This window comes from Streptococcus sp. Marseille-Q6504 (assembly GCF_965111625.1).
In genome coordinates this window covers 366,180-389,534 of sequence record NZ_CBCOON010000001.1, presented here as the reverse complement: position 1 = coordinate 389,534, position 23,355 = coordinate 366,180, and the positions used below count along the sequence as shown (strand labels likewise).

Sequence of the window (23,355 nt, the reverse complement as noted above, 5' to 3'; positions counted from 1 at the left end):
ATCTCTCTTCGACCTACTTATTGTTAGGTATTTACGGTACCTTGTAGAAACGCCACGCCTATTCATGGCATAAATAAGTAATAAAATATTTAGTGAGCATCTCCATTCCAGATAGAGTTTTTCACAATGACATAATCCACATGTCTAAGATCAGCAACCTTGCGACCTCCAGCATAAGAAATCGAACTTTGCAGATCTTGTTCCATCTCAGTCAAGGTATCTTGCAAATGTCCTTTGGCAGGAAGAAGAATCTTCTTGCCTTCAACATTCTTGTAGGCACCTTTTTGGTATTCTGAAGCAGATCCATAGTATTCTTTAAATTGTTTACCATCGACTTCAACGGTTTTACCAGGGCTTTCGATATGACCTGCAAATAGTGAACCAATCATAACCATGCTTGCACCGAAGCGGATTGATTTAGCAATATCACCATGTGTACGAATCCCACCATCAGCAATGATCGGCTTACGAGCAGCTTTAGCACACCAGCGAAGAGCCGCCAACTGCCAACCACCAGTACCAAAGCCAGTTTTTACCTTAGTAATACATACTTTACCTGGACCGATTCCGACCTTAGTCGCATCCGCGCCAGCATTCTCCAATTCACGTACAGCTTCTGGTGTTCCAACGTTACCAGCGATGACAAAGGTATCTGGCAACTCTTTTTTGATGTGCTGAATCATTGAAATCACACTGTCAGCATGGCCATGAGCAATATCAATAGTGATGTACTCTGGAGCATCTTTCTTTAATTGACTAACAAAATCATATTCGTAATCTTTAACACCAACAGAGATAGAAGCAATCAACCCTTTTTCGTGCATGCGTTTCACAAAAGGAATGCGCCCAGCTTCATCGAAGCGATGCATGATATAGAAATAACCACCTTTTGCAAGTTGTTCTGCAACATCTTCATCCAAGATAGTTTGCATATTTGAAGGAACAACTGGTAATTTAAAGGTGTACTTCCCTAGTGTCACTTGTGTGTCAGCCTCTGCTCGACTTTGAAGAACACACTTATTAGGAATTAGCTGAATATCTTCATAGTCAAAAATCGGAAATTCGTTTAACATTTCGATGTCTCGTTTCTTTTATAATGACCTACCTATGCTTGCGCATCACTACGCCTTTTCCGACGTTTCCTTTAAAGATTATAAACTAAGGTAAAGTTTTTGTCAATTATTTTGAAACCTAAAATTTATAACGTTCGGATTTTACTCGTTATTTCATAAAAAATAGAGAGTTTATAGGCTCTCTATTTTTGATTTATATTAATAATACTCACCTTGACGGTAGTCCCATGAGTTAAAGGTGTCTGACAGGTGCATCATGATTTTATCGATGTCAAGTCCTTTACGGATCACAACTGGTGCTGGTGAGATTGAACGTTCTCCTCCTTGTTCTGGAATGAGCTTGCCGTCTTTATCAACCATAGACACCATCACACCTTGCTCGTAGCGAGTTTCAACTGTTTTGTCTGGCTGGATTGAAGCAACATAGTCGTCTGCTTCGATGACAAGATCCACTGCTCCTTCGATACGTTCTCCGATACCTTCCACCTTACCCCGGTTTCCTTTACCAGATGGGTTTGCAGATGAGGCATAAACCATTTTACCTTCTTCCCAAAGTTTGGCAGCTAATTGTTCTCCAGCTTTACCAAACTTGATGACAAAACAGCTCGTTCCACGAACGTCAGTCATGAGTTCTTCACGGCCATCACCATAAGCTTTGAGTTTTTCAAAGGCTTCTGGTTTCCAAGGAAGGATACAACCGAGGAGAATATCTTTGTCCCAATGTTTTTGATAGAAGGCTTCGATTTCAGGATTTAGCTGTGCTAAAGCGTGTAGCTCGTCCATGCTACCACAGAGGACAACACCTGGTTTGTTACGGTTACGTTCTTTGGCTTCAAACTTACGCTCAAGTCCAGCCTTGTCACTAGTCATGATGATGTAACCGACTTTAGTAGGACAAACGATACATCCGCCCTCACCTTTTAAAATGTCATAGCCTTCTTGTGAAAGTGTTCCGTCCCATTGAATGTGTTTTGTCATAGTTCTATTTCCTTTTCTATATTTATTCTAATCCTGCCAGTAGGCTGGACGTTGTTTTTCATAAGCAGCAATCAAATCTTCGTACTGCATGGTAATACCGATATCATCCAAACCATTTAAGAGCTTGTGTTTCCACTCGCTATCGATTTCGAAAGTGAATTCTCCAACTGGTGAGTTGATTTTTTGTTGCTCCAAGTCTACAGTTACTTGGTCGCTAGGTTTGAGTTGGGCGAGCTTTTCTCTAACTTCCCTTGGTTGAACAATTGGCAACATGCCATTATTGAGCTCATTATTGTAATGAATATCTCCAAAAGATCCTGCAATTACGACCTTAAAACCATAGTCTGCTAGCGCCCAAGCTGCGTGCTCCCTCGAAGAACCAGCTCCAAAGTTATCTCCCGTGATGAGGATAGTAGCTTTGCGATATTCAGGTCGGTTAAAGACAAAATCTGGATCCTCAGTATACTTATCATCCAAATAACGCCAAGCATACATGAGGTATTTGCCAAAACCTTTCTTGTCAATCAACTTCAGAAACTGTTTGGGAAGAATTTGGTCGGTATCGATATTGTCATTCATCAGAGGAACGGTTGTTCCTGTATAAACTGTAAATTTCTCCATATTCTCTCCTTACTGGGCTTCTGGCATTTGCCGTACATCTACGAAACGTCCTGCGATTGCTGCCGCAGCTGCCATGGCTGGACTACAGAGATGAGTCTTAGCGCCAAAGCCCTGCCGATCCTCAAAGTTACGGTTGCTGGTCGAGGCACAATGAACACCATCTGGTACCTTATCAGGATTCATCCCTAGACACATGGAGCATCCAGGGTCTCTCCATTCGAAGCCAGCATCTAGGAATACCTTGTCCAAACCTAACTTCTCAGCAGCTCGCTTGACTGGTCGAGAACCAGGTACCACGATAGCCGTCAAATTTGGTGCAATCTTCTTCCCTTCTACAAATCGAGCCGCCAGTTGCAAATCGCTAAGTCTAGCGTTGGTACAAGAACCAATAAAGACATAGCCTAGTTGGATATCTGCTGGTTTCTGACCTGGTTGTAAATCCATGTAATGATAGGCTCGTTCATCATTCATATCCGTAATTTCTGGGAAACTAGAATCAAAGTCAACACCCATAGCGGGATTAGTACCCCAAGTCACCATAGGAGCCAATTCTGAGACATCCAAACGAATAACCTTATCATAAACGGCATCTTCATCACTATCCAGTCTTTTCCAATCAGCTACTGCTGCATCAAAATCTTTAGGTACACACTCTCGTCCCTTTAAATAGTCAAATGTGGTCTGATCTGGATTCATGATTCCCATTTTGGAGCCAAACTCGATAGACATATTGCAGATGGTCATTCGCTCTTCCATGCTAAGTGCATCAATGGCCTGACCTCGATACTCCACCACGTAGCCAACACCACAAGCAACACCGTACTTGGCAATCAAGGCTAGAATGAAATCTTTGGCATAAACCCCTTTTTGAGGAACTCCTGTGAATTCCACCAACATTTTCTTGGGTTTAAGCTGCCAAATGGTTTGAGTAGCAAATACGTGCTCGACCTCACTGGTTCCAATCCCAAAGGCAATCGCTCCAAAAGCTCCATGGGTTGCTGTATGGCTATCACCACAGACGATGAATTTTCCTGGTTGGGTTCGTCCTGTTTCTGGACCAACCATATGAACGATACCTTGTTTTTCTGAACCGTGGGCAGCATGTTCAATTCCAAACTCTTCAACATTTTCAGCTAACTTATCAATCTGTGCTTTGGAGATTACATCTCGAATATCATATATATTGACCGTCGGGACATTGTGGTCAAAGGTACCAAATGTTAAATCTGGTCGTCTCAATCTACGTCCTGCATCTCGCAATCCTTGAAAAGCTTGAGGACTGGTCACCTCGTGAATATAGTGCTGATCTACATACATGAGTTGAGGCTGTCCTTCTTCTCCTGTAATCACATGGAGGTCCCATAATTTATCAAAAATCGATTTTCCTGCCATTCATTACCTCCATATCAAATACAAAGCTACTAGTGTAGTCACTATTCCTAGGAACCAAACCGTTTTAAAATACCATTTTCTAGTCTTGTGGTGAAAGGTAACACCTGCCAACCAAGCACCAAAACCACCACATAAGAATGCAAATGATAATAAATATTTTTCAGGGATGCGCCAAGCACCTCTCTTTGCCCTGGATTTGTCAATTCCATAGATCATAAAAGTCAAAAGATTCCAAATCAGTAGGACAAAAGTAATTCCTTCGTTTAGTTTCATAATCTTGCGATAATGGCTTCTGTCATTTCCTTGGTAGAAGCCTGTCCTCCTATATCTCTCGTTAAAATTCCTGCAGCTAAAGTTGCTTCAACAGCGCACTCAATACGGTCAGCATCCTCATATCGTCCAAAACTATCTCGCAACATCATAGCAATTGATAAAATCATCGAAATAGGATTGGCGATTCCTAGGCCTGCTATATCAGGCGCTGAACCATGAATGGGTTCATAGAGACTCGGTCCATTCTCAGAATGACTGGCTGATGGCATAACCCCAAGTGTACCAGATAAAACACTTGATTCGTCTGAGAGGATATCTCCGAAAAGATTCTCTGTCACGATAACATCAAACTTGGCTGGATTGGTAATCATGAGCATAGCAGCTGAGTCGACCAACTGGTGTTCCAGGATTACATCTGGAAAATCTTTTGCGACTTCCTCAGCCACTCTTCGCCAAAGTTTTGAGGTTGCCAAAACATTTTGCTTATCAATACTGGTAAGGATTTTTCTCCGACTCCTTGCGATTTCAAAAGCCTTACGAATAATCCGCTCCACTTCCTCATAGCTATAGTCATTGATATCACGCGCTTTGCGCTCGTCAAGGATATGTTCACCAAAGTAAATTCCACCTGTCAACTCACGTACTACAACAAAGTCAACACCAGTAATTCGTTCAGGTTTGAGAGGAGATAAATGCTTGAGACTCTCAAATATCTTTACCGGACGAATATTGGCATAGAGATTGAGTTCCTTACGAAGAGCAAGCAAACCTTGTTCAGGTCGAACTGCGGCATTATCATACTGGGGACTACCGATAGCTGCTAGGAGAATAGTGTCTGCTTGTCTAGCAGCCTTTAAAGTTTCATCTGGTAATGGATGTCCTGTAGCATCAATACCTGCACCTCCAAATGGTCGTCTATCTATCTCAAAGTCAAATCCTGTTTTTTCGGCTATCGATGCAAGAACTTCTAAACCAGCTTCCATAATTTCTGGTCCAATCCCATCACCTGCTAGGGCAACAATTTTCTTTGTCATGGTATTCTCCTTTAAAGACTAGGCATGTCGCGATAGGAAACATTTGGACCTATCTCTCCGGTATTCTCTTTTTGAACAAAAGTATTAGCATTGATGTAAGCAATAGCTGAGGCCTTCAACACATCGAAATCAATTCCGGCTGCGTTAAAGATGGTTTCTGTATCTTTGTTTTCAACAGTAACTAAGACTCTAGCCTGAGCATCGATTCCATCTGTTACCGCATCAATGGTGTAGGATACCAGGCGAACAGATTGATTAAAGAACTTATCAACAGCGTTAAAGATAGCCTCAACAGAACCTTGTCCAGTCGCATTAAAGTCGACTTTCTCACCATCCAAATTAACCAATCTAACAGTCGCTTCAATTTCATTTTCCGCATGAGTTTGAAGTTGTAAATCATCAAAGTGGAAACCTTCCGAATTTTCAACCATGCTTCCAGCTACCAGAGCACGAATATCTGTGTCTGTGACTTCTTGTTTCTTATCTGCAAGTGATTTGAATTTGTCAAAGAGCGGCTTGATATCCTCTTCTGTGAAGTCTAAGGCCAGTTCTCTCAGTTTCTCTACAAAGGCATGTCGACCAGATAATTTTCCGAGCGGAAGACTATTACTTTTAACACCCACCAACTCTGGGGTGATGATCTCATAGGTAAGTGGGTTTTTAAGAACTCCGTCTTGGTGAATACCTGATTCATGAGAGAAGGCATTTCCACCGACAACTGCCTTATTTTTGGGAACTGGAATCCCTGAGAAGCGAGAGACCATTTCGGACGTATTAATCGTTTCGTTTAGGACGATACTTGTCTCTGCTTGGTAATAATCTTGGCGAATATTGAGAGCTACTGCTATTTCTTCTAAAGCAGCATTCCCGGCTCGTTCTCCGATTCCGTTAATGGTTCCCTCGACACGTCCTGCACCATTCTTAACAGCAGCGAGGCTATTTGCTACCGCCGTTCCAAGGTCATCATGGCAGTGAGGTGAATAGATAATCTGACGGTCTGTTTGGACATTGTCAATCAGATATTTAAAGATACTTCCATATTCCTCTGGAGTTGTAAAACCTACTGTATCAGGAATATTGATATAAGTCGCACCCGCATCGACCGCAGTTTGAACGACTTGTAGGAGAAAGTCCAGCTCAGTTCTAGTAGCATCTTCTGGAGAGAATTCTACTACTTCAAACTTGCTCCTTGCATAGGAAACATGTTCACTGATTGCTTCCAAAATCTCTTCCTTACTCTTATTGAGCTTATACTTACGGTGAATCGGACTGGTAGCGATAAAGACGTGAATCTGAGGATACTTTGCATCTTTAAGTGCTTCATAACAAGCGTCAATGTCTGATTTAACAGAACGAGCTAATCCTGTCACTGCTGTTTTTTTCATGGCTTTAGCGATTTCTTGAACAGCTGTAAATGAATCTGGACTAGCAGCTGGAAAACCAGCTTCAATTGCTGAAATTCCCCATTTCTCTAGCTGTTTTGCTATAGCAACCTTTTCCTTTATTGAAAAATTGACACCTGGTGTCTGCTCACCATCTCGGAGACTGGTATCTAAAAACTCAACTACACGCATGAGAATTCTCCCTTCACATTTTCGATATAGAAAAAACATCTCGCTCGGAGTTCCAAGCGAGATGTTGATTTACTCCCGCTTGGTAAGCCAAACAGGACTAATGCTTTTGCACTAGTCCGAGTACCTCAACAACAAAGCAAATTGATTAAACTTGGCTGTTTTCATGTTTGGCTTTCTCCTTTGTTTGATGTCTTGTTTAGTATTCTAGCATAGGAAAAATCACTTGTCAAGAAAAAATCCAATATTTTCTGAAAATTTCTTCAATAAAGAATATTTTGCGAATTGAAAGTATTTGAAAACTCAAATATGTTTATTTATTTCTTAGAAGTCAATAACCAACTTCTCTCAAATAATTCAAGGACCTTTTCGTCAGTTAGAGTGTCATCGAGTGGAAGACTAATCCAATAGCGTTTATTCATATGAAAGGCTGGATAAATCCCATTTTGTGAAAGCAAGTCAGCTACTTGGTCGTGTTTGAGGTTGACTGCTTCCACTAGCCCTTCTCTACCCTTATCTAGCCTATCCCAAGGAATTCTCATTAAAATAGCATACCATTTCTGATTATCTTCATGACGCAAAACCGCCGTATCAGGTGATTTCTCCCATAGATATTCCAGCTGATTGCCATACTTTTCTTGAACAAGCGCCATGATTCTCCTGGTCTGTGGACAGAGAAATTCCTGTACCTCAAAACAAGCCTTTCGAATGCCATAAAGAACTTCTAAACAAGCCTCTCGAACGCTTCCAACAAAAGTACCTCTCATACTTTCCATATGAACTTGAGGATAGAGTTCGCCAGTTTCTTGGTCATAAACTCGAAAACTTAAGTCCCCATCCTCAACTGTAACCATCATGAGAAAATCTTCCTGCAAGATAGTCGAATTATAGGTCCATACACCTTGATTTTCTACAAATCCATACTCTTTAGCCTTTTTACTATTAAACTGATAGGCTTTAAAAATTTCAAACATAAGCGAAAACTGCTACCAAAAGCTAGCAGTTCCTTTCTATTTTTTAAAAGACAACCTTGGTTCCATGTAATTGTGTCACACCTAGTTGATCAATAAAGGTTTGACGGTTGTCCATGTCAATCCCTCCACCCGGTAGGATTTCAATTTTACCTGCAGCATGTTCGAGAATTCTACGATAGTGCTCAAAACGTTTCTCGAGTGAATCACCAGATACACCAGCACGAGTCAGGATGCGTGTCACTCCAGCTTGACTAAGCCAATCAATGGCTTCCAACTGATCTTCATCGCTCAAATCATCGAAAGCCATATGGAAGACAATCTCCATACCTTTAGATGCAGCAATCAACTTTTCGAGGTTAGCCTTATCCAACTTCTTATCAGCAGTCAATGCACCAAAAACAACGCCTTGGCTTCCTGCTTGAGCAGTTAGACGAATATCCTCAAGCATAATAGAAATCTCGAGGTCATTATAAACAAAGTCACCACCACGTGGACGAATCATCGTCATGATAGTCGTATCGTAGTTTGATGCAAGTTCAACAGCTGCCTTGGTTACTCCGTAGCTTGGTGTCGTTCCACCAACTGCTAAATTATCACAGAGTTCAATACGGCGAGCTCCTGCCTGCATAGCTTTTTCAAGCAAGGTCACATTTTCAGCACAAAATTCGTAAATCATTTGATACTCCTTGAAAGTTTCTTTAATATTATTATATCATATTATTTTTAGTAATCTCTATTTTTTATCAAGGGAAATCATTACTTTTTTAGCTATTCTTTATCTGGTATTACCTTAAAGAGATAATAGGTTATAAATACTGTTAAGCAGCCTAAAGCAATTTTTACAGGTAAGAGCGGAGCAAAATAAATGGAGATTCCCATCAAAATATAAATCGATACGATAATCTTCTTCTTTCGTTCACGCGCAATAGACTTAGTTTCTCTAAAGTCCGCAACATAAGTTTGATAAAGCTTGGTATGATAGAGCCAATCTTCAAAACGTTTAGAAGATTTTGAAAAACAAGCTATTGACAACAAGAGAAAGGGTGTTGTCGGTAATAGTGGCAAGACAACTCCAACGATTGCTAAAGCTAGTGAAATAAATCCAATGCTAAGATAAATAATGCGCATATCTACTCCTAAGTAAGAATAATCTTCTTCTAGTTAAGCATAAAAAGATAAAATCTGTCAAGTTTAAATTAAAAAGAGCTGAAATTATCATTTCAGCCCTAATTAATTTTATTTAATCTTTTCTTCCTCGTAGTCACCATTGCTACATACAATCTGTTTTCCGCCACCACGGATTTTTTTCTCCATGAGGAATTGACCACATTTAGGACAATCACGTCCAACAGGTTTATCCCAAGAGGTAAACTCACATTCTGGATAACGATTGCATCCATAGAAAATACGATTACGTTTGGTTTTACGTTCGATAATTTGCCCTTGATGACAATTTGGACATGTAACACCGACTTCTTTAACAATGGCTTGCGTATGTCGACAATCTGGAAAATTACTACATGCGTAAAACTTACCGAAGCGTCCAATCTTAATTACCATAGGACTACCACAAACTTCACAGTCAAATCCAGCTGGCTCATCCTTGATTTGAATTTTTTCCATCTCTGCTTCAGCTTTTGCGACCTCTTTAGAGAATGGTTTGTAAAATTCATCAATAACCCGTTGCCACTCTTCTTTTCCGACCTCAACATCGTCCAGTTTACCTTCCATTTCAGCGGTAAACTTCACGTTAACAATGTCTGGGAAATATTCGACAATCAGCTTGTTAACAACTTGTCCCAAATCAGTTGGTTCAAAGCGTTTAGATGCTAGTCTTACATAGTAACGTTTTTGGATTGTTTCAATGGTTGGAGCATAGGTAGATGGACGTCCAACTCCATTTTCTTCCAAGGTTTTAATCAGTGTTGCTTCTGAATATCGTGCCGGTGGTTGTGTGAAATGTTGTTCAGGTTTGCTATTAACCTGTTTAACAACATCACCCACCTTCATATCTGGCAGCATCTTATTCTTATCAGAATCATTGTAAATGGCTAAATAACCATCAAACTTAACCTGACTACCATTCGCCGCGAATTGAACACCATTTTGTGAAAGTTTAACAGCCATGGTATCAAAAATTGCACCAGTCATTTGACTCGCTACAAAGCGGTTCCAGATAAGGGTATAAAGTTTTAGCTGGTCTTTATCCAAATACTTAGCAATTTTCTCAGGTGTATTAAAGACACTTGAAGGACGAATAGCTTCGTGGGCGTCTTGAGCGCCAGAGGCATTTTTCACCTTGCTACCATGTTTAGAATACATACTACCAAAACGTTCATTGATGTAGCTAGCGGCTTCATTCTGAGCAACTGGACTGATACGAGTAGAATCCGTACGCATATAGGTGATCAAACCTTGGACACCTGTACCGATATTGATTCCTTCATAGAGTTGCTGAGCAACCATCATCGTCTTTCGAGTACGGAAGTTAATCTTGTTAGCAGCATCCATCTGCATAGAAGACGTTGTATATGGAAGAGGAGCATTGCGCTTTCTTTCCTTTTTATCTACTTGATCAACTGTAAAATCCTTGCTGTTCAAATGAGATAAAACTTTTTTGACTTCATCATTGGTAGTCAACTTCATCTTCTTGCCATTCATTCCATAAAAAGAAGCTTGGAATTGCTTGGTACCTTTTTTAAAAACACCATCAATCGTCCAATATTCTTCTGGTTGGAAGGCATTGATTTCATTTTCACGATCAATGATTAGCTTAAGAGCAACAGACTGAACACGTCCTGCTGATAAGCCTTTTTTAACCTTTTTCCAAAGAATTGGTGAAATTGAATACCCCACTAAACGGTCCAAAACACGACGGGCTTGTTGGGCATCGACCAAATCCATATTGATTTTACGAGGTTCTTTAAAGGCATTTTTTACTGCATCTTTGGTAATCTCGTTGAAAACAACACGGTTGGTATCATTCTCGTCTAGATCTAAAATATGCGCTAAATGCCATGAAATAGCCTCCCCTTCCCGGTCCGGGTCACTTGCAAGAAAGACTTTATTGGCTTTCTTAGCTTCTTTTTTCAAATCATTGATGAGAGGACCTTTCCCACGAATATTGATATATTGCGGTTCGTAATTATTTTCCACGTCAACTGACATACTTGATTTTTTCAAATCACGAATATGTCCTACGCTGGCTAAAACCTTATAATTACGTCCTAGATATTTCTCAATCGTTTTCGCCTTAGCAGGCGACTCCACGATTACAAGATTTTTTTTACTTGTTGATTTTTTCTTTTTGGTTGCCGTTACCACAGTATCACACCTTCTCAAAGTAATTAAACTTTATAAAGTGTAAACCATTTTTAAAAACCTGTCAAGACATAACACCCATATAATAGAAGAAAAGTTTGCTAAATGAAATCATTTCATTCATTAAAATTCAAATTCTGCTAGTATATCCTGCCCACATGTTGCTAGTTTTGCTCCTTCTTGGATTAAATGATGACAGCCGTCTGAGCGTCCATCTAAAATGGAACCTGGAATCGCAAAGACATCTCTACCTTCCTCCATGGCACGCTCACAAGTGATTAAGCTACCAGATCTCATTTTAGCTTCTGCAACGATGACTCCTCGACACAATCCTGCAATAATGCGATTTCTGGCAGGAAAGTGATATTTCAAAGGTTCTTCTCCTGGACCGTACTCGCTTAGAAGCAAATGATGTTCTCCAATGTATTCTTGAAGGCGTTTATTGGAGCGGGGATAATAGACATCTAAACCAGTCCCAATAATGCCAATCGTTTTGCCCCCAGTTTGTAGAACAGACATATGGGCTGCTGTATCAATTCCTCTAGCAAGTCCACTCACCACAACTAATTCATTTTCCAATTCTTCAATGATTTTACGGACTGATTTGGTTCCAATTTGACTACAAGAGCGACTACCTACAACTGCAACCTTGGGTAATTTCAAGAGATTTAAATCTCCTTTATAAAAAAGCAATACAGGTGCATCATAAATTTCACTGAGTGAAATGGGATAAACATCATCCAAAATTGAAAATGATGGGAACTTTTCAAAATCTTTCTTCAGGCGTTCCATGCTTTCAAAAGTCAGTTTATGGTACCGCTCCATAAAAACTACTGGATTACGACACTCTGAGGCTTCAGCGATTGTCTCTAAACTCAATTCCTGATCATAAATTTCTCCGTATTGAAGTACTTTTAGAACCTGCTGATTACTTAAACCTGCTTGCTTTAACTTATAAATCTCAAAATTATCAATCTTAATCTTCATTATTAACTCCTTGTTATCCTCTCTCTATTTATATATTCGTAGAAAAAGAAAAAAACTCCCAACAATTTTTACTTGTAGGAAGTTTCTTTTTATATTTGTTATCTTAATAATCAGGTCGAAGAACTCCAGTGACAGTCGCTTTAGTCGCCTCATAGTCTCCGTCAATAACAACCTTGATAATGCGTTTAGCATCCTCTTCAGGCGCAGGAACCAATGGGAGGCGAGTTGGACCAGCTTCAAATCCCATATAGTTGAGGACTGCCTTAACAGGTGCAGGACTTGGGTATGAGAAGAGAGCATTAACTTTGGGAATAAACTTACGTTGAATAGCTGCAGCCTTCTTCATATCACTCTCTTCAATCGCAGTGAACATTTCATACATTTCATCACCATTGGTATGAGAAGCAACAGAGATAACCCCATCAGCACCAAGGTTCATAGCATGGAAAGCATCTCCATCTTCACCAGTGTAGATCAAGAATTCTTCTGGTTTGTGCTCAATCAAATAAGCCATATTTGCAAGGCTGGTACATTCCTTGACACCAATGATATTTGGATGTTCCGCTAAGCGAAGCATGGTTTCTGGTGTCAACTCAACTACTACACGACCTGGAATATTATAGATAATGATGGGTAAATCAGAAGCATCTGCAATAGCTTTAAAGTGTTGATACATTCCTTCTTGAGATGGTTTATTGTAGTAAGGAACAATCGCAAGACCAGCCGCAAAGCCTCCAAATTCTGCTACTTCTTTGACGAACTCAATAGAGTCGCGTGTATCATTAGTACCAACACCAGCAATTAAAGGAACACGTCCATTAACAACCTTCTGAACAGCTGCAAACAATTGCAACTCCTCATCGTGAGTAAGAGTCGGACTCTCAGCAGTCGTCCCCGCCAAGAGAATTCCGTCTGTGTGATGTGCCAATAGATGTTCAATCAATTTTGGAATAGCGTCGAAATTTATTGACCCATCTTCATGAAAAGGGGTAATAAAAGCCGTGATAATTTTACACTCTTTTAAATCTTGATAAGCCATAGAAAAAACCTTTCTCTATATAAGAAAGAGGCTGGGGCATACTTGCCTTTGCCTCCTGTTATGTACATAAAATAAGAGGAAGAAATCAAACTCTTCGAGTTACTGGTTTCTGTTTCATAACGCAGTGGTTGATTGGAACTACTCATGTTTGCAACATTCGTACTTACTAATCAACTGTGCGGGGGGAGTATAAAAGTCCGGTGGACTTTTATAGCCTGAGCCTTAAATTATAAAAGCGAGGAAGAAATCAAACTCTTCGAGTTACTGATTTCTGTTTTGCTCCCTATTTCAATTCAAATTTTAATTCTGTAGTTGGACGAACCAAACCACGTTCATGTAAAGTTTCTGCAATTTGAACTGAGTTCCAAGCAGCACCTTTAAGAAGGTTATCAGACACCACCCACATGTGGATCCCTTTTTCAGCATCCAAGTCTTTACGGATACGTCCGACAAAGGTATCGCGAGAACCAACCGCATTGATAGCTTGTGGATAGATTTGGTGAGCCACATCGTCTTCAAGAACTGCACCTGGAAAGGCAGCAATCGCAGCTTTGACTTCATCGATTGGAGCCACTTCTTTTGTTTCAATGTAAACAGACTCAGAGTGAGCTGACAAGACAGGAATACGCACGCAAGTTGCTGAAACGGCAATGCTATCGTCTTCCATGATTTTCTTAGTTTCCTTTGTCATCTTCATTTCTTCATAAGTGTAGTCATTATCAGTGAAGACGTCAATTTGAGGAAGGGCATTAAAAGCAATTGGATAGTGTTTCTTATCGCCACCTGATGGCAAGATTTCCGCATGCAAATCACGTGGATTTACACCATCATTCAAGACTTCACGCAATTCACGTTGTGTCTCAAGAATGGCTCCCATACCAGCACCTGAAACAGCTTGATAAGTTGAAACGATGATACGGTCTAAGCCCCATTTTTGACGAACTGGTTCAAGAGCTACCATCATTTGAATAGTTGAACAGTTAGGACATGCGATGATCCCGTTATGAGCATCCAGAGCATGGGCGTTTACTTCAGGAACAACCAATGGCACATCTGGATTTTGACGGAAATAAGAAGTGTTATCTACTACTACTGCCCCTGCTTTAACAGCATAAGGTGCGTATTTTGCAGAAGTTGAACCACCAGCAGAGAAGAGAGCAATATCAACTCCTTCAAAAGCTTCTTCTGTTGTTTCTTCAATAGTCACATCTTGGCCCTTGAATTGCAAGACCTTTCCTGCAGAACGTGCAGACGCAAGGTAGCGAATCTTATCGATTGGAAGAGTTGATTCTTCCAACATTTTGATCATTTGAGCACCAACGGCACCTGTAGCACCGACAACAGCAACTGTATATCCCATAACAAACCTCTTTTGGAATTTTCTAAAAATTTCTATAATAGAAACATTATACTACTTTTTAGAAAAATTGAAAAGTCTTTACCTTATCTATTTTCTGAAATTGACAAGAAAAAAGGTCGCTATCATTAGCGAACCTTTTTCTAAAATTTACAAATTAATATCTTTGTTTATACGGTTTATTAAATGCTGCCAAGACATCTGACGGAGTGTCTGAATAAGATTTGATTTCTTTTAAATCTCCCTTTACGATAATCCGTTCGGTTGCATCATAGTCTACACAAGTGACCAAGGTAATTTCATTGATACCTTCACGATCATCAATTTCATCAACTCGATCTGGGGTTACGTGTTTCACTTCCCGAATTTCGTAGGTATAAACTTTATCCTTATCAGTCAGATAAATCTTCATTCCTTCTTTGGCATTAACCAAAGGAGAAAATAGCATTTGGCTAGCATTCTCAGCTGTAAAGATATGGTGACTAGCTAGAGAATAATTTCCTTCACCCATTTTTTGATTTGGTTTCATGGTTCCTGCTCCGTAGAACAAGTTTACATTGTCCAAACCTTTAAAGATTGGCAAGTTGATTTCTACTTCAGGAACTGCAATTCCACCTATAACAGGCAACTGTTGTGCATCCCATTGGGATGATAAAACAGCCTCCGAAGAAATAGCCTTCACGGAATTAAAATCAAAATTTCCTTCTGCACCATTGTTCTCTTCAAGCTTCTCTTTAGAGACTTGACTAACTTGATACTTGTTAGTATTCCAAACCATAAAGATATTACGAATCTTTGAGTTAAAAATCAAGGCTAGAGACAAAAGGATTAGAAAGCCAGCTAAAATATTAATCAGCAGATTCTTACGTTTATTTTTTTTACTCTTAGTTCTTTTTTGAGACATTATTCTTCACTTTCTGTTTCGTTGTCTGCCCCAACTTCTTCTTTCTCAGCTGCTGCAACTGTAGTAAAGGTTACAATCTTAGCGTTCTCATCTAAACGCATAACCTTAACTCCCATGGTTGAACGTCCAGTTTGAGAAATATTGGCAACATTTGTACGAATCATGACACCAGTATCTGTGATAACCATCAAATCTTCGTCACCTTTTACTGTTAGTAGGCCTGCAAGTTGACCGTTTTTATCAGTAATATTAGCGGTCTTCATACCTTTACCAGCACGACCTTTAGTTGGATATTCAGTGGCAACTGTACGCTTACCGTATCCTTTTTCAGTAATGATAAGAACTTCATCTTGATCGGTAATCACTCTAGCGCCAACTACAGCATCACCTTCACGAAGATTCACTCCTTTAACACCAGTTGCACTACGACTCATGCTACGAACGGATGACTGGTTGAAACGAACTGCATAGCCTAACTTAGTACCGATAATGATATCAGTATCTTCTTGAGTAAGAAGAACATTAATCAATTCGTCCTCATCTTTCAAATTCAAGGCTTTTAGACCATTTTGACGAATGTTGGCAAATTCTTTAACGCTAGTTCTCTTAACAATACCTGCTCGGGTCGTAAAGAAGATGTATGCATCATCACTACGTTCTGATTCGACATTAATGATAGTTTGGATGCTTTCTCCCTCATCCAGTTTCAAGAGGTTAACTACAGGCAATCCCTTGGCTGTACGACCATATTCTGGGATTTCATAACCTTTCAAACGATAGACACGACCTTTGTTGGTAAAGAAGAGCAAGTGATCATGGGTGCTGGTAGAAACCAACTCACGGACAAAGTCATCGTCCTTGACTCCTGTTCCCTGTACGCCACGTCCACCACGTTTTTGGGCAGTAAACTCGTCTTGGTCCAAACGTTTAATATAACCTTTATTTGATAGAGTGATAAGAACATCAGACTCTTCAATCAAGTCTTCATCTTCAAGCGTCAAGACTTCACCAACCATTAACTCAGTACGGCGTTTATCTTCATACTTGCGTTTGACTTCATCCAATTCTTCCTTGATGATTTGAGCCACACGTTCTGGTTTTGCAAGAATATCTGCTAAGTCGGCAATCAAAGCAATGAGGTCATCATATTCAGATTGAATCTTATCACGCTCCAAGCCAGTCAAACGACGGAGACGCATGTCTAGGATTGCTTGGCTTTGACGTTCAGATAGCTTGAACTTGCTCATCAATTCCGCTTGAGCTTCTTGGTCAGTTTCGCTGGAACGGATGATACGAATGACTTCATCAATATGATCCAGAGCAATTAGCAAACCTTCCAAGATATGCGCGCGTGCCTCAGCTTTTTCTTTATCAAATTGAGTGCGACGAGTCACAACTTCTTTTTGGTGCTCAATGTATGCATCCAAGATTTGGCGAAGCGATAAAATCTTTGGAACACCATTTTGGATAGCAAGCATGTTAAAACCAAAGCTAGTCTGCATCTGAGTCATCTTGAATAAGTTGTTCAAAATAACATTAGCTGATGCATCGCGTCTAACTTCAATAACAAAGCGAACACCTTCACGGTTAGATTCATCACGAACAGCTGTAATTCCATCGATACGTTTTTCCTGAACTAAGCGCACAATATGTTCATGTACTTTGGTTTTGTTGACCATATATGGGAATTCAGTAACAACGATACGTTCGCGACCTGTTTTAGTTTCTTCAATTTCCGTACGAGAACGAAGAACAATAGATCCCTTACCAGTCTCATAAGCCTTATGAATACCTGATTTACCCATAACTAGGGCACCAGTTGGGAAGTCTGGACCAGGCAAAACTTCCATCAAATCTTTGGTTGTAACTTCAGGATTATCCATGACGAGTTTAACAGCATCAATGGTTTCACCCAAATTATGAGGTGGAATATTGGTCGCCATTCCAACGGCAATACCTGTGGCACCATTGACCAAAAGATTTGGGAAACGAGCTGGTAAAACAACAGGTTCGCGCTCGTTGGCATCATAGTTATCAACAAAATCAACAGTATTTTTATTGATATCGCGAAGCATTTCAAGAGCAATCTTGCTCATACGTGCTTCGGTATAACGTTGCGCGGCAGCACCATCACCGTCCATAGAACCAAAGTTACCGTGCCCATCTACAAGCATGTAGCGGTAGCTCCACCATTGAGCCATACGAACCATAGCTTCATAGATAGATAAATCCCCGTGTGGGTGGTATTTACCCATTACGTCCCCTGTAATACGGGCAGATTTCTTATGAGGTTTATCAGGCGTAACTCCTAATTCGTTCATTCCGTACAAAATACGACGATGAACAGGTTTCAACCCATCACGAACATCAGGAAGAGCACGCGATACGATTACACTCATGGCGTAGTCGATAAAGCTAGTCTTCATCTCCTTGGTCAGATTGACATTCACTAAATTTTTATCTTGCATTAAAAAATGCCTCATTTCACTATTAGTAACTAGATATATTATACCATAGTTTGTACTATTTTACAGTCTAACAACACGTGTAAAACGTTTACATATTTATCACGAAGGTATATCCGTGACAAAGCTTAGCAAAAGTGATAGAATGAAATCAAATGGGTTTCCCACTTAATAAAATAAAGGAGATGTTTAGACAAATGACAGCAACTAAACAACACAAAAAAGTTATCCTCGTCGGTGACGGTGCCGTAGGTTCATCTTACGCTTTTGCCCTCGTAACACAAGGAATTGCACAAGAACTTGGTATCATTGAGATTCCTCAATTGTTTGAAAAAGCAGTTGGTGATGCTGAAGACCTTAGCCACGCGCTAGCTTTTACTTCACCTAAAAAAATCTATGCAGCTAAGTACGAAGACTGTGCGGATGCAGACCTTGTAGTTATCACTGCTGGTGCTCCACAAAAACCAGGTGAAACTCGTCTTGATCTTGTTGGAAAAAACCTTGCTATCAACAAATCAATCGTTGAACAAGTTGTTGCATCTGGATTTGACGGTATCTTCCTTGTTGCTGCTAACCCAGTTGACATTTTAACTTACTCAACTTGGAAATTCTCAGGTTTCCCTAAAGAACGTGTTATCGGTTCAGGTACTTCACTTGACTCAGCTCGTTTCCGTCAAGCACTTGCTGAAACTATCGGTGTTGATGCACGTTCAGTTCACGCCTACATCATGGGTGAACACGGTGACTCTGAGTTTGCTGTTTGGTCACACGCTAACGTTGCCGGTGTTAAATTGGAACAATGGTTGCAAGCTAACCGTGACTTGAATGAAGCTGACCTTGTTGAACTCTTCATCTCAGTTCGTGACGCTGCTTACTCAATCATCAACAAAAAAGGTGCTACATACTACGGTATCGCAGTTGCTCTTGCTCGTATCACAAAAGCTATCCTTGATGATGAAAATGCGGTTCTTCCACTTTCAGTCTTCCAAGAAGGACAATACGGAGTTGAAAACGTCTTTATCGGTCAACCAGCTATCGTTGGTGCGCATGGTATCGTTCGCCCAGTTAACATCCCATTGAACGACGCTGAAACTCAAAAAATGCAACTTTCTGCTCGTGAATTACAAGAAATTATTGACGAAGCATGGAAAAACCCAGAATTCCAAGCTGCTTCTAAAAACTAATTCAATTAAATTTTTAAAAAAAGAAATGTCTAGACAAAACAGTCTAGACATTTTTTTATAACGTTAATTCATTTGTGCAAACGCCGCTTCTGCATCTGCATTACTAATTGCACCTATTTGGATTTTGGCAATTTTACCATTTGAATCGATTAGAAATTCTGTTGGAATGCTTCGAATCTGATAGGCTTGGAAGGTTGTCCCCTTGGTGTCATATAGGACAGGAATATCCTTATAGCCCTGCTCCTCAAACCATTTTGGAAATTGGTCTATGGTTTTTTCACCTTGAAGGCCTGGTGCAATAATAGATAATATTTCAAAATCACGATCTTCTTTTGCAGCAAGTTCCATTAGTTCTGGCATACTTTTTTTACATGGTCCGCACCAAGAAGCCCAGAATTTTAGATAAACTTTTTTACCTTTAAAATCAGATAGTTTGACTTCTTTTCCATCCATCGATTGGAGCGTGAAATCCGGCGCTTCTGCTCCTACAGCAATTTGCTTAACCGTTGCTTGTTGCTGTGTTTGAGTCGTTTGATTTTCCTGACTTGATTCCTTCTCTTCCTTGCCACAAGCAATCAAAAGAAAGATAGATAAGAAACTAAGTCCAAAATAGATTATTTTTTTCATAGATAACTCCTTTTATCCTAATATTCCGGATAAGACATTTAACTGTCCCAACATTAATAAAATTCCCATGAGAATAATTAGTAAACCACCAATTCTTTTCAGTAAGAGTAGGTGAGATTTAATTCTACTAAAATAAGGCATGATGAGACCTGATGCCAAGGCCAATACTAAAAATGGAAGCGCCATTCCAAGAGTATAAACTAGGGTTAATAAGGCCCCTTGAAGAGCTCCATTTCCTCCTGAGGCAGCTAATGCTAAAATTGAACTTAAAACTGGACCAATACATGGAGTCCAACCAAAGCTGAAGCTAATACCTAATAGAAAGGCTGATAGATATTTACTAGACTGTTTTTGATCAAATCTTACTGTTTTTTGGAACTCTAATTTTTGTAAATGAAGGATTTCCATCTGATGTAAGCCTAGTATGATAATAATACCACCCATAACATAACGAAACCAATCAGCATAGAGTAAGTTGCCGAGAAATCCTGCTCCAAACCCTAGAATAAAGAAAATCAGAGAGATACCTGCGATAAAACAGAATGTCCGAATTAATCCTGACCAGGCAACATCTTTACCTAAAAACCGAAATGTCTTTGACTGCTCTTGATCATCTAACAAAACACCTGCATAGACTGGTAATAAAGGAAATATGCAGGGTGAGAAAAACGATAAAACCCCAGCTAAAAATACAGAGATAAAAAATATAATACTTTCCAATTAAGAACCTTCTTTCATATAGTTATCTTTTATTTTACTATAAAAGAAAACGTTTGTAAGATATCTGCTACGCAAATTTTATTTCAACTTTAACGAATAAAAAAAGGAGCTCAGCTCCCCTTTTTTATTAATAAGTTCCTTCTTCACCTTGACTTGTCAAGATTACAGGTCCATCCTTGGTAATAACAAACTGGTGTTCATACTGACATGATAGACCACCGTCGATAGTTTTGTGAGCCCAGCCTGTTTTCATGTCTGTATCGATTTCCCAATCACCTGTATTGATCATAGGTTCGATTGTCAAAACCATACCTTCTCGAAGACGGAGACCACGACCAGCTACACCATAGTTAGGAACCATTGGTTCTTCATGCATAGTTGGGCCAACACCGTGTCCTACAAGATCACGAACAACACCGTATCCACGACTTTCAGCATATTCTTGAATAGCTGCACCAATATCACCAATTCGGTTGCCAACAACAGCTTTCTCGATACCCTTATACATAGCTTCCTTGGTCACGTCCATCAAGTTTTTAACTTCTTCTGATGGTTTACCAACTGCGTATGCCCAACAAGAATCAGCTAATCCACCCGTATAGTTTTGAGTGTATTTTTTCATCTGCTCAACGTTGTTAAAATTGAGTTTAGAAACATTGAGGTCAGACTTCGCGATTGGCCCACCAAGGACCATATCAACCTTGAGAAGGTCACCCTCTTTGAGGATATAATGGCGAGGGAAGGCATGTGCTACTTCGTCATTGAGCGAACAGCAGGTTGCATATGGATAGTCCATCATTGCTCCATCAACACCAATCTGTAGTGGAAGGAAATTCTCTTCTTTACAACGACGGCGAACATACTCTTCTACTTCCCACATATCAACACCTGGCTTGATGATATCACGCAAGCCAATGTGGATACTTGCAAGAAAATCACCAGCCTTATCCATAGCTTCGATTTCTCTAGCTGATTTTAATGTAATCATGTTTTCTCCTAGATTCTAATTAATTTTTACAGTTACATTTGCTTTTGATACAATTTGATGATTGAGATAAATGTCATAATCAATAATAGCCGATCGTCTCGTATGATGAATTATTCTAGCTTGAATACGTAGAACATCATCAATCTGAACAGCCTGTAAGAAGTAAATCAACATTTGTTCAATGATAAGGTTACGCCCGCTATTAACGACCAAGTCTTGCGTCATATGAGTCAAGATTTCTGAAAGAACACCATTAGCCAGAACACCATTTTTTTCTAACATAAAGGGTTCAACTGTAATAACAACTTCATCATGATGATAAGATAACTTCTGTCCAATCTGTTCTGAAAAGGTTGGTAAAGTTGAGACCTGAGAACGACTCATTTTTTCCATGACATCACGTCTAGTTATGACACCAAGCAAGGTTTGATTGCTCCGTACAACAGGTACCATTTCAAAATCTTCTGCAATCATTCTCTGGCTCACGTTAGCAATATTTGTGGCTAAACCGGTCATGTAGACAGTTCTTGTCATGACCTTATCAATGGTAGTCCCTGGTGATTTATCTCCAGCATCACGCATGGTCACGACACCCACAACAACCTTATGCTGATTGATAACAGGGAAGCGACTACTTCTATTCTTACGAACTAAATCTAAGTAATCTTTAACAGTATCCGTTTCCTGTAAAAAACCATATTCATGACAAGTACGATAGATTTTTTCAACAGTTAAAATATCTGTCTTTATTTGTACATTTGACAAAGCTCGGTTAATCATGGTTGCAATGGTAAATGTGTCATGTTTACTGCGTAACACTGGGATATTTTTCTTATTAGCAGCATCCAAAACATCTTTATGAACTTCAAATCCACCTGTTACCAAGACAGCATTTTCATTCTCAAGTGCCAATAATTGGATTCGTGTTCTGTCACCGACAATAAGTAGACCACCATCATGAAGATAAGAAAGAATATTCTTTTCTGTCATGGCTCCAATGGAGAATTTACTGAATTCTCTCTCCAAACCTGCTTGGCCAGCTAAAATTTCCGAACCAGTGACTTCTGCAATTTCTGCATAGGTTAATCTCTCAATGGCAACTTTTTTGGACTTGACACGGACAGTTCCACTTCGAGGACGTGTTTCAACCAATCCTCTATTTTCAGCTTCTTTGATAGCACGATAAGCTGTACCATCACTCACTCCCAGCCTATTTGAAATACTTCGAACACTGACCCGTTTTCCGACTGGTAATTCTTCTAAATAAGCTAAAATTTCTTGGTGTTTACTCATTTAGCTCTCCTTTTGTATAGCGAAATTCTAGATAATCCCGCATCTTACGAGTATAGCGGTCACTACCCTTGAAACGACGATATAAAACGAAGCCTGATTTTTGTGCAACCTTTTGACTAGCACTATTTTCTAAATGCGTCACAATAGAAAGTTGCTTTAATTCAAACTGATCCATAGACAAATCACGTAATTTGGTAACTGCTTCCGTCATATATCCCTGAGACCAATAGTCTTTCCTTAAAAAATAGCCAATTTCTGCTTCTTTACGAATTTCATCCAGCTTTTCAAACTTAATGGCTCCAATCATCTTCTGTGCTTTCTTATCACAAATCGCCCAAATTCCCAAAGGTGATTTCATAAAGTAGTTAGCAAGAGCATATTGACTTTCCTCAATGCTGGCTTGCGAAGGAAAAATAAATTGGAGATTTTCAGGGTCTGATGCTAGAGCATGAAAGTCATCTACATCCGTAAAAAAGAATGGACGGAAATACAAACGTTCCGTCTCATAGAAAGAATACATTGCTAATTTTGTCCAGATATTCATTGTGTTCCTC

The 23,355-nt window shown here is 39.7% G+C and carries 22 protein-coding genes and 1 riboswitch; of the genes, 1 reads left to right on the top strand and 21 read right to left on the bottom strand.

Annotated features, from left to right (window positions below; genetic code table 11):
* Positions 1 to 97, bottom strand: a riboswitch (purine riboswitch).
* The 16 genes from guaC to gyrA all read right to left on the bottom strand — a co-directional run bounded on the left by guaC (position 90) and on the right by gyrA (position 17,992).
* Positions 90 to 1,073: a GMP reductase gene (guaC, locus tag ACWPUA_RS01965; protein WP_036757580.1), complete on the bottom strand. Its 984-nt coding sequence runs from the start codon at positions 1,071 to 1,073 to the stop codon at positions 90 to 92. (Overlaps the previous riboswitch by 8 nt.)
* Before the next feature lie 198 nt (positions 1,074 to 1,271).
* Positions 1,272 to 2,051, bottom strand: coding sequence for an L-threonylcarbamoyladenylate synthase (locus tag ACWPUA_RS01960; RefSeq protein WP_454378807.1), 780 nt, complete (start codon positions 2,049 to 2,051; stop codon positions 1,272 to 1,274).
* Between the two features lie 27 nt (positions 2,052 to 2,078).
* A complete protein-coding gene (leuD, locus tag ACWPUA_RS01955; protein WP_454378805.1) occupies positions 2,079 to 2,672 on the bottom strand; it encodes a 3-isopropylmalate dehydratase small subunit in 594 nt (197 codons plus the stop codon).
* A 9-nt stretch (positions 2,673 to 2,681) separates the two neighbouring features.
* Positions 2,682 to 4,064, bottom strand: coding sequence for a 3-isopropylmalate dehydratase large subunit (gene leuC / locus ACWPUA_RS01950; RefSeq protein WP_454378803.1), 1,383 nt, complete (start codon positions 4,062 to 4,064; stop codon positions 2,682 to 2,684).
* 3 nt (positions 4,065 to 4,067) lie between these two features.
* Positions 4,068 to 4,337, bottom strand: coding sequence for a DUF1294 domain-containing protein (locus ACWPUA_RS01945; RefSeq protein ID WP_454378801.1), 270 nt, complete (start codon positions 4,335 to 4,337; stop codon positions 4,068 to 4,070).
* A complete protein-coding gene (leuB, locus tag ACWPUA_RS01940) occupies positions 4,334 to 5,371 on the bottom strand; it encodes a 3-isopropylmalate dehydrogenase (protein WP_454378799.1) in 1,038 nt (345 codons plus the stop codon). The genes ACWPUA_RS01945 and leuB overlap by 4 nt, the downstream gene beginning before the upstream one ends.
* A gap of 11 nt (positions 5,372 to 5,382) precedes the next feature.
* Positions 5,383 to 6,945: a 2-isopropylmalate synthase gene (locus tag ACWPUA_RS01935; RefSeq protein ID WP_454378797.1), complete on the bottom strand. Its 1,563-nt coding sequence runs from the start codon at positions 6,943 to 6,945 to the stop codon at positions 5,383 to 5,385.
* 314 nt (positions 6,946 to 7,259) lie between these two features.
* Complete coding sequence (locus tag ACWPUA_RS01930; protein WP_454378795.1) at positions 7,260 to 7,916, bottom strand: MmcQ/YjbR family DNA-binding protein; 657 nt, start codon at positions 7,914 to 7,916, stop codon at positions 7,260 to 7,262.
* A 43-nt stretch (positions 7,917 to 7,959) separates the two neighbouring features.
* Positions 7,960 to 8,592 carry a copper homeostasis protein CutC gene (locus ACWPUA_RS01925; protein WP_414277014.1) on the bottom strand — a complete coding sequence of 211 codons (633 nt, stop codon included), beginning with the start codon at positions 8,590 to 8,592 and terminating at the stop codon, positions 7,960 to 7,962.
* Between the two features lie 92 nt (positions 8,593 to 8,684).
* On the bottom strand, positions 8,685 to 9,044 hold the full coding sequence (locus tag ACWPUA_RS01920) for a YbaN family protein (RefSeq protein ID WP_225750258.1): 360 nt from the start codon (positions 9,042 to 9,044) through the stop codon (positions 8,685 to 8,687).
* 108 nt (positions 9,045 to 9,152) lie between these two features.
* Positions 9,153 to 11,240, bottom strand: coding sequence for a type I DNA topoisomerase (gene topA, locus ACWPUA_RS01915; protein WP_454378792.1), 2,088 nt, complete (start codon positions 11,238 to 11,240; stop codon positions 9,153 to 9,155).
* 120 nt (positions 11,241 to 11,360) lie between these two features.
* A complete protein-coding gene (dprA, locus tag ACWPUA_RS01910) occupies positions 11,361 to 12,218 on the bottom strand; it encodes a DNA-processing protein DprA (RefSeq protein WP_367618085.1) in 858 nt (285 codons plus the stop codon).
* A 109-nt stretch (positions 12,219 to 12,327) separates the two neighbouring features.
* Complete coding sequence (gene dapA / locus ACWPUA_RS01905) at positions 12,328 to 13,263, bottom strand: 4-hydroxy-tetrahydrodipicolinate synthase (protein WP_036757606.1); 936 nt, start codon at positions 13,261 to 13,263, stop codon at positions 12,328 to 12,330.
* Positions 13,264 to 13,546: 283 nt separating this feature from the next.
* Complete coding sequence (locus tag ACWPUA_RS01900) at positions 13,547 to 14,623, bottom strand: aspartate-semialdehyde dehydrogenase (RefSeq protein WP_254724120.1); 1,077 nt, start codon at positions 14,621 to 14,623, stop codon at positions 13,547 to 13,549.
* A 154-nt stretch (positions 14,624 to 14,777) separates the two neighbouring features.
* Positions 14,778 to 15,524 carry a class A sortase gene (locus ACWPUA_RS01895; RefSeq protein ID WP_036757611.1) on the bottom strand — a complete coding sequence of 249 codons (747 nt, stop codon included), beginning with the start codon at positions 15,522 to 15,524 and terminating at the stop codon, positions 14,778 to 14,780.
* Complete coding sequence (gene gyrA, locus ACWPUA_RS01890) at positions 15,524 to 17,992, bottom strand: DNA gyrase subunit A (protein WP_454378789.1); 2,469 nt, start codon at positions 17,990 to 17,992, stop codon at positions 15,524 to 15,526. The genes ACWPUA_RS01895 and gyrA overlap by 1 nt, the downstream gene beginning before the upstream one ends.
* Positions 17,993 to 18,186: 194 nt before the next feature.
* Between gyrA and ACWPUA_RS01885 the strand changes: the two genes are divergently transcribed.
* Positions 18,187 to 19,173: an L-lactate dehydrogenase gene (locus tag ACWPUA_RS01885; protein WP_004253416.1), complete on the top strand. Its 987-nt coding sequence runs from the start codon at positions 18,187 to 18,189 to the stop codon at positions 19,171 to 19,173.
* Between the two features lie 63 nt (positions 19,174 to 19,236).
* Here ACWPUA_RS01885 and sdbB read toward each other — a convergent pair whose 3' ends face one another.
* The 5 genes from sdbB to ACWPUA_RS01860 form a co-directional block, all read right to left on the bottom strand.
* A complete protein-coding gene (gene sdbB / locus ACWPUA_RS01880) occupies positions 19,237 to 19,800 on the bottom strand; it encodes a thiol-disulfide oxidoreductase-associated lipoprotein SdbB (RefSeq protein WP_254724118.1) in 564 nt (187 codons plus the stop codon).
* Between the two features lie 12 nt (positions 19,801 to 19,812).
* Positions 19,813 to 20,520, bottom strand: coding sequence for a thiol-disulfide oxidoreductase-associated membrane protein CcdA2 (gene ccdA2 / locus ACWPUA_RS01875; protein ID WP_254724117.1), 708 nt, complete (start codon positions 20,518 to 20,520; stop codon positions 19,813 to 19,815).
* 127 nt (positions 20,521 to 20,647) lie between these two features.
* Positions 20,648 to 21,508: a methionyl aminopeptidase gene (locus tag ACWPUA_RS01870; protein ID WP_254724116.1), complete on the bottom strand. Its 861-nt coding sequence runs from the start codon at positions 21,506 to 21,508 to the stop codon at positions 20,648 to 20,650.
* A 15-nt stretch (positions 21,509 to 21,523) separates the two neighbouring features.
* Entirely contained in the window at positions 21,524 to 22,801 is a 1,278-nt protein-coding gene (gene spxR / locus ACWPUA_RS01865) for a CBS-HotDog domain-containing transcription factor SpxR (protein ID WP_254724115.1), read from the bottom strand.
* Positions 22,794 to 23,345 (bottom strand): GNAT family N-acetyltransferase, encoded by a 552-nt coding sequence (locus ACWPUA_RS01860; protein WP_454378785.1) that lies wholly within the window; start codon positions 23,343 to 23,345, stop codon positions 22,794 to 22,796. Before ACWPUA_RS01860 ends, spxR begins: the two co-directional genes overlap by 8 nt.
* Positions 23,346 to 23,355: the final 10 nt, after the last annotated feature.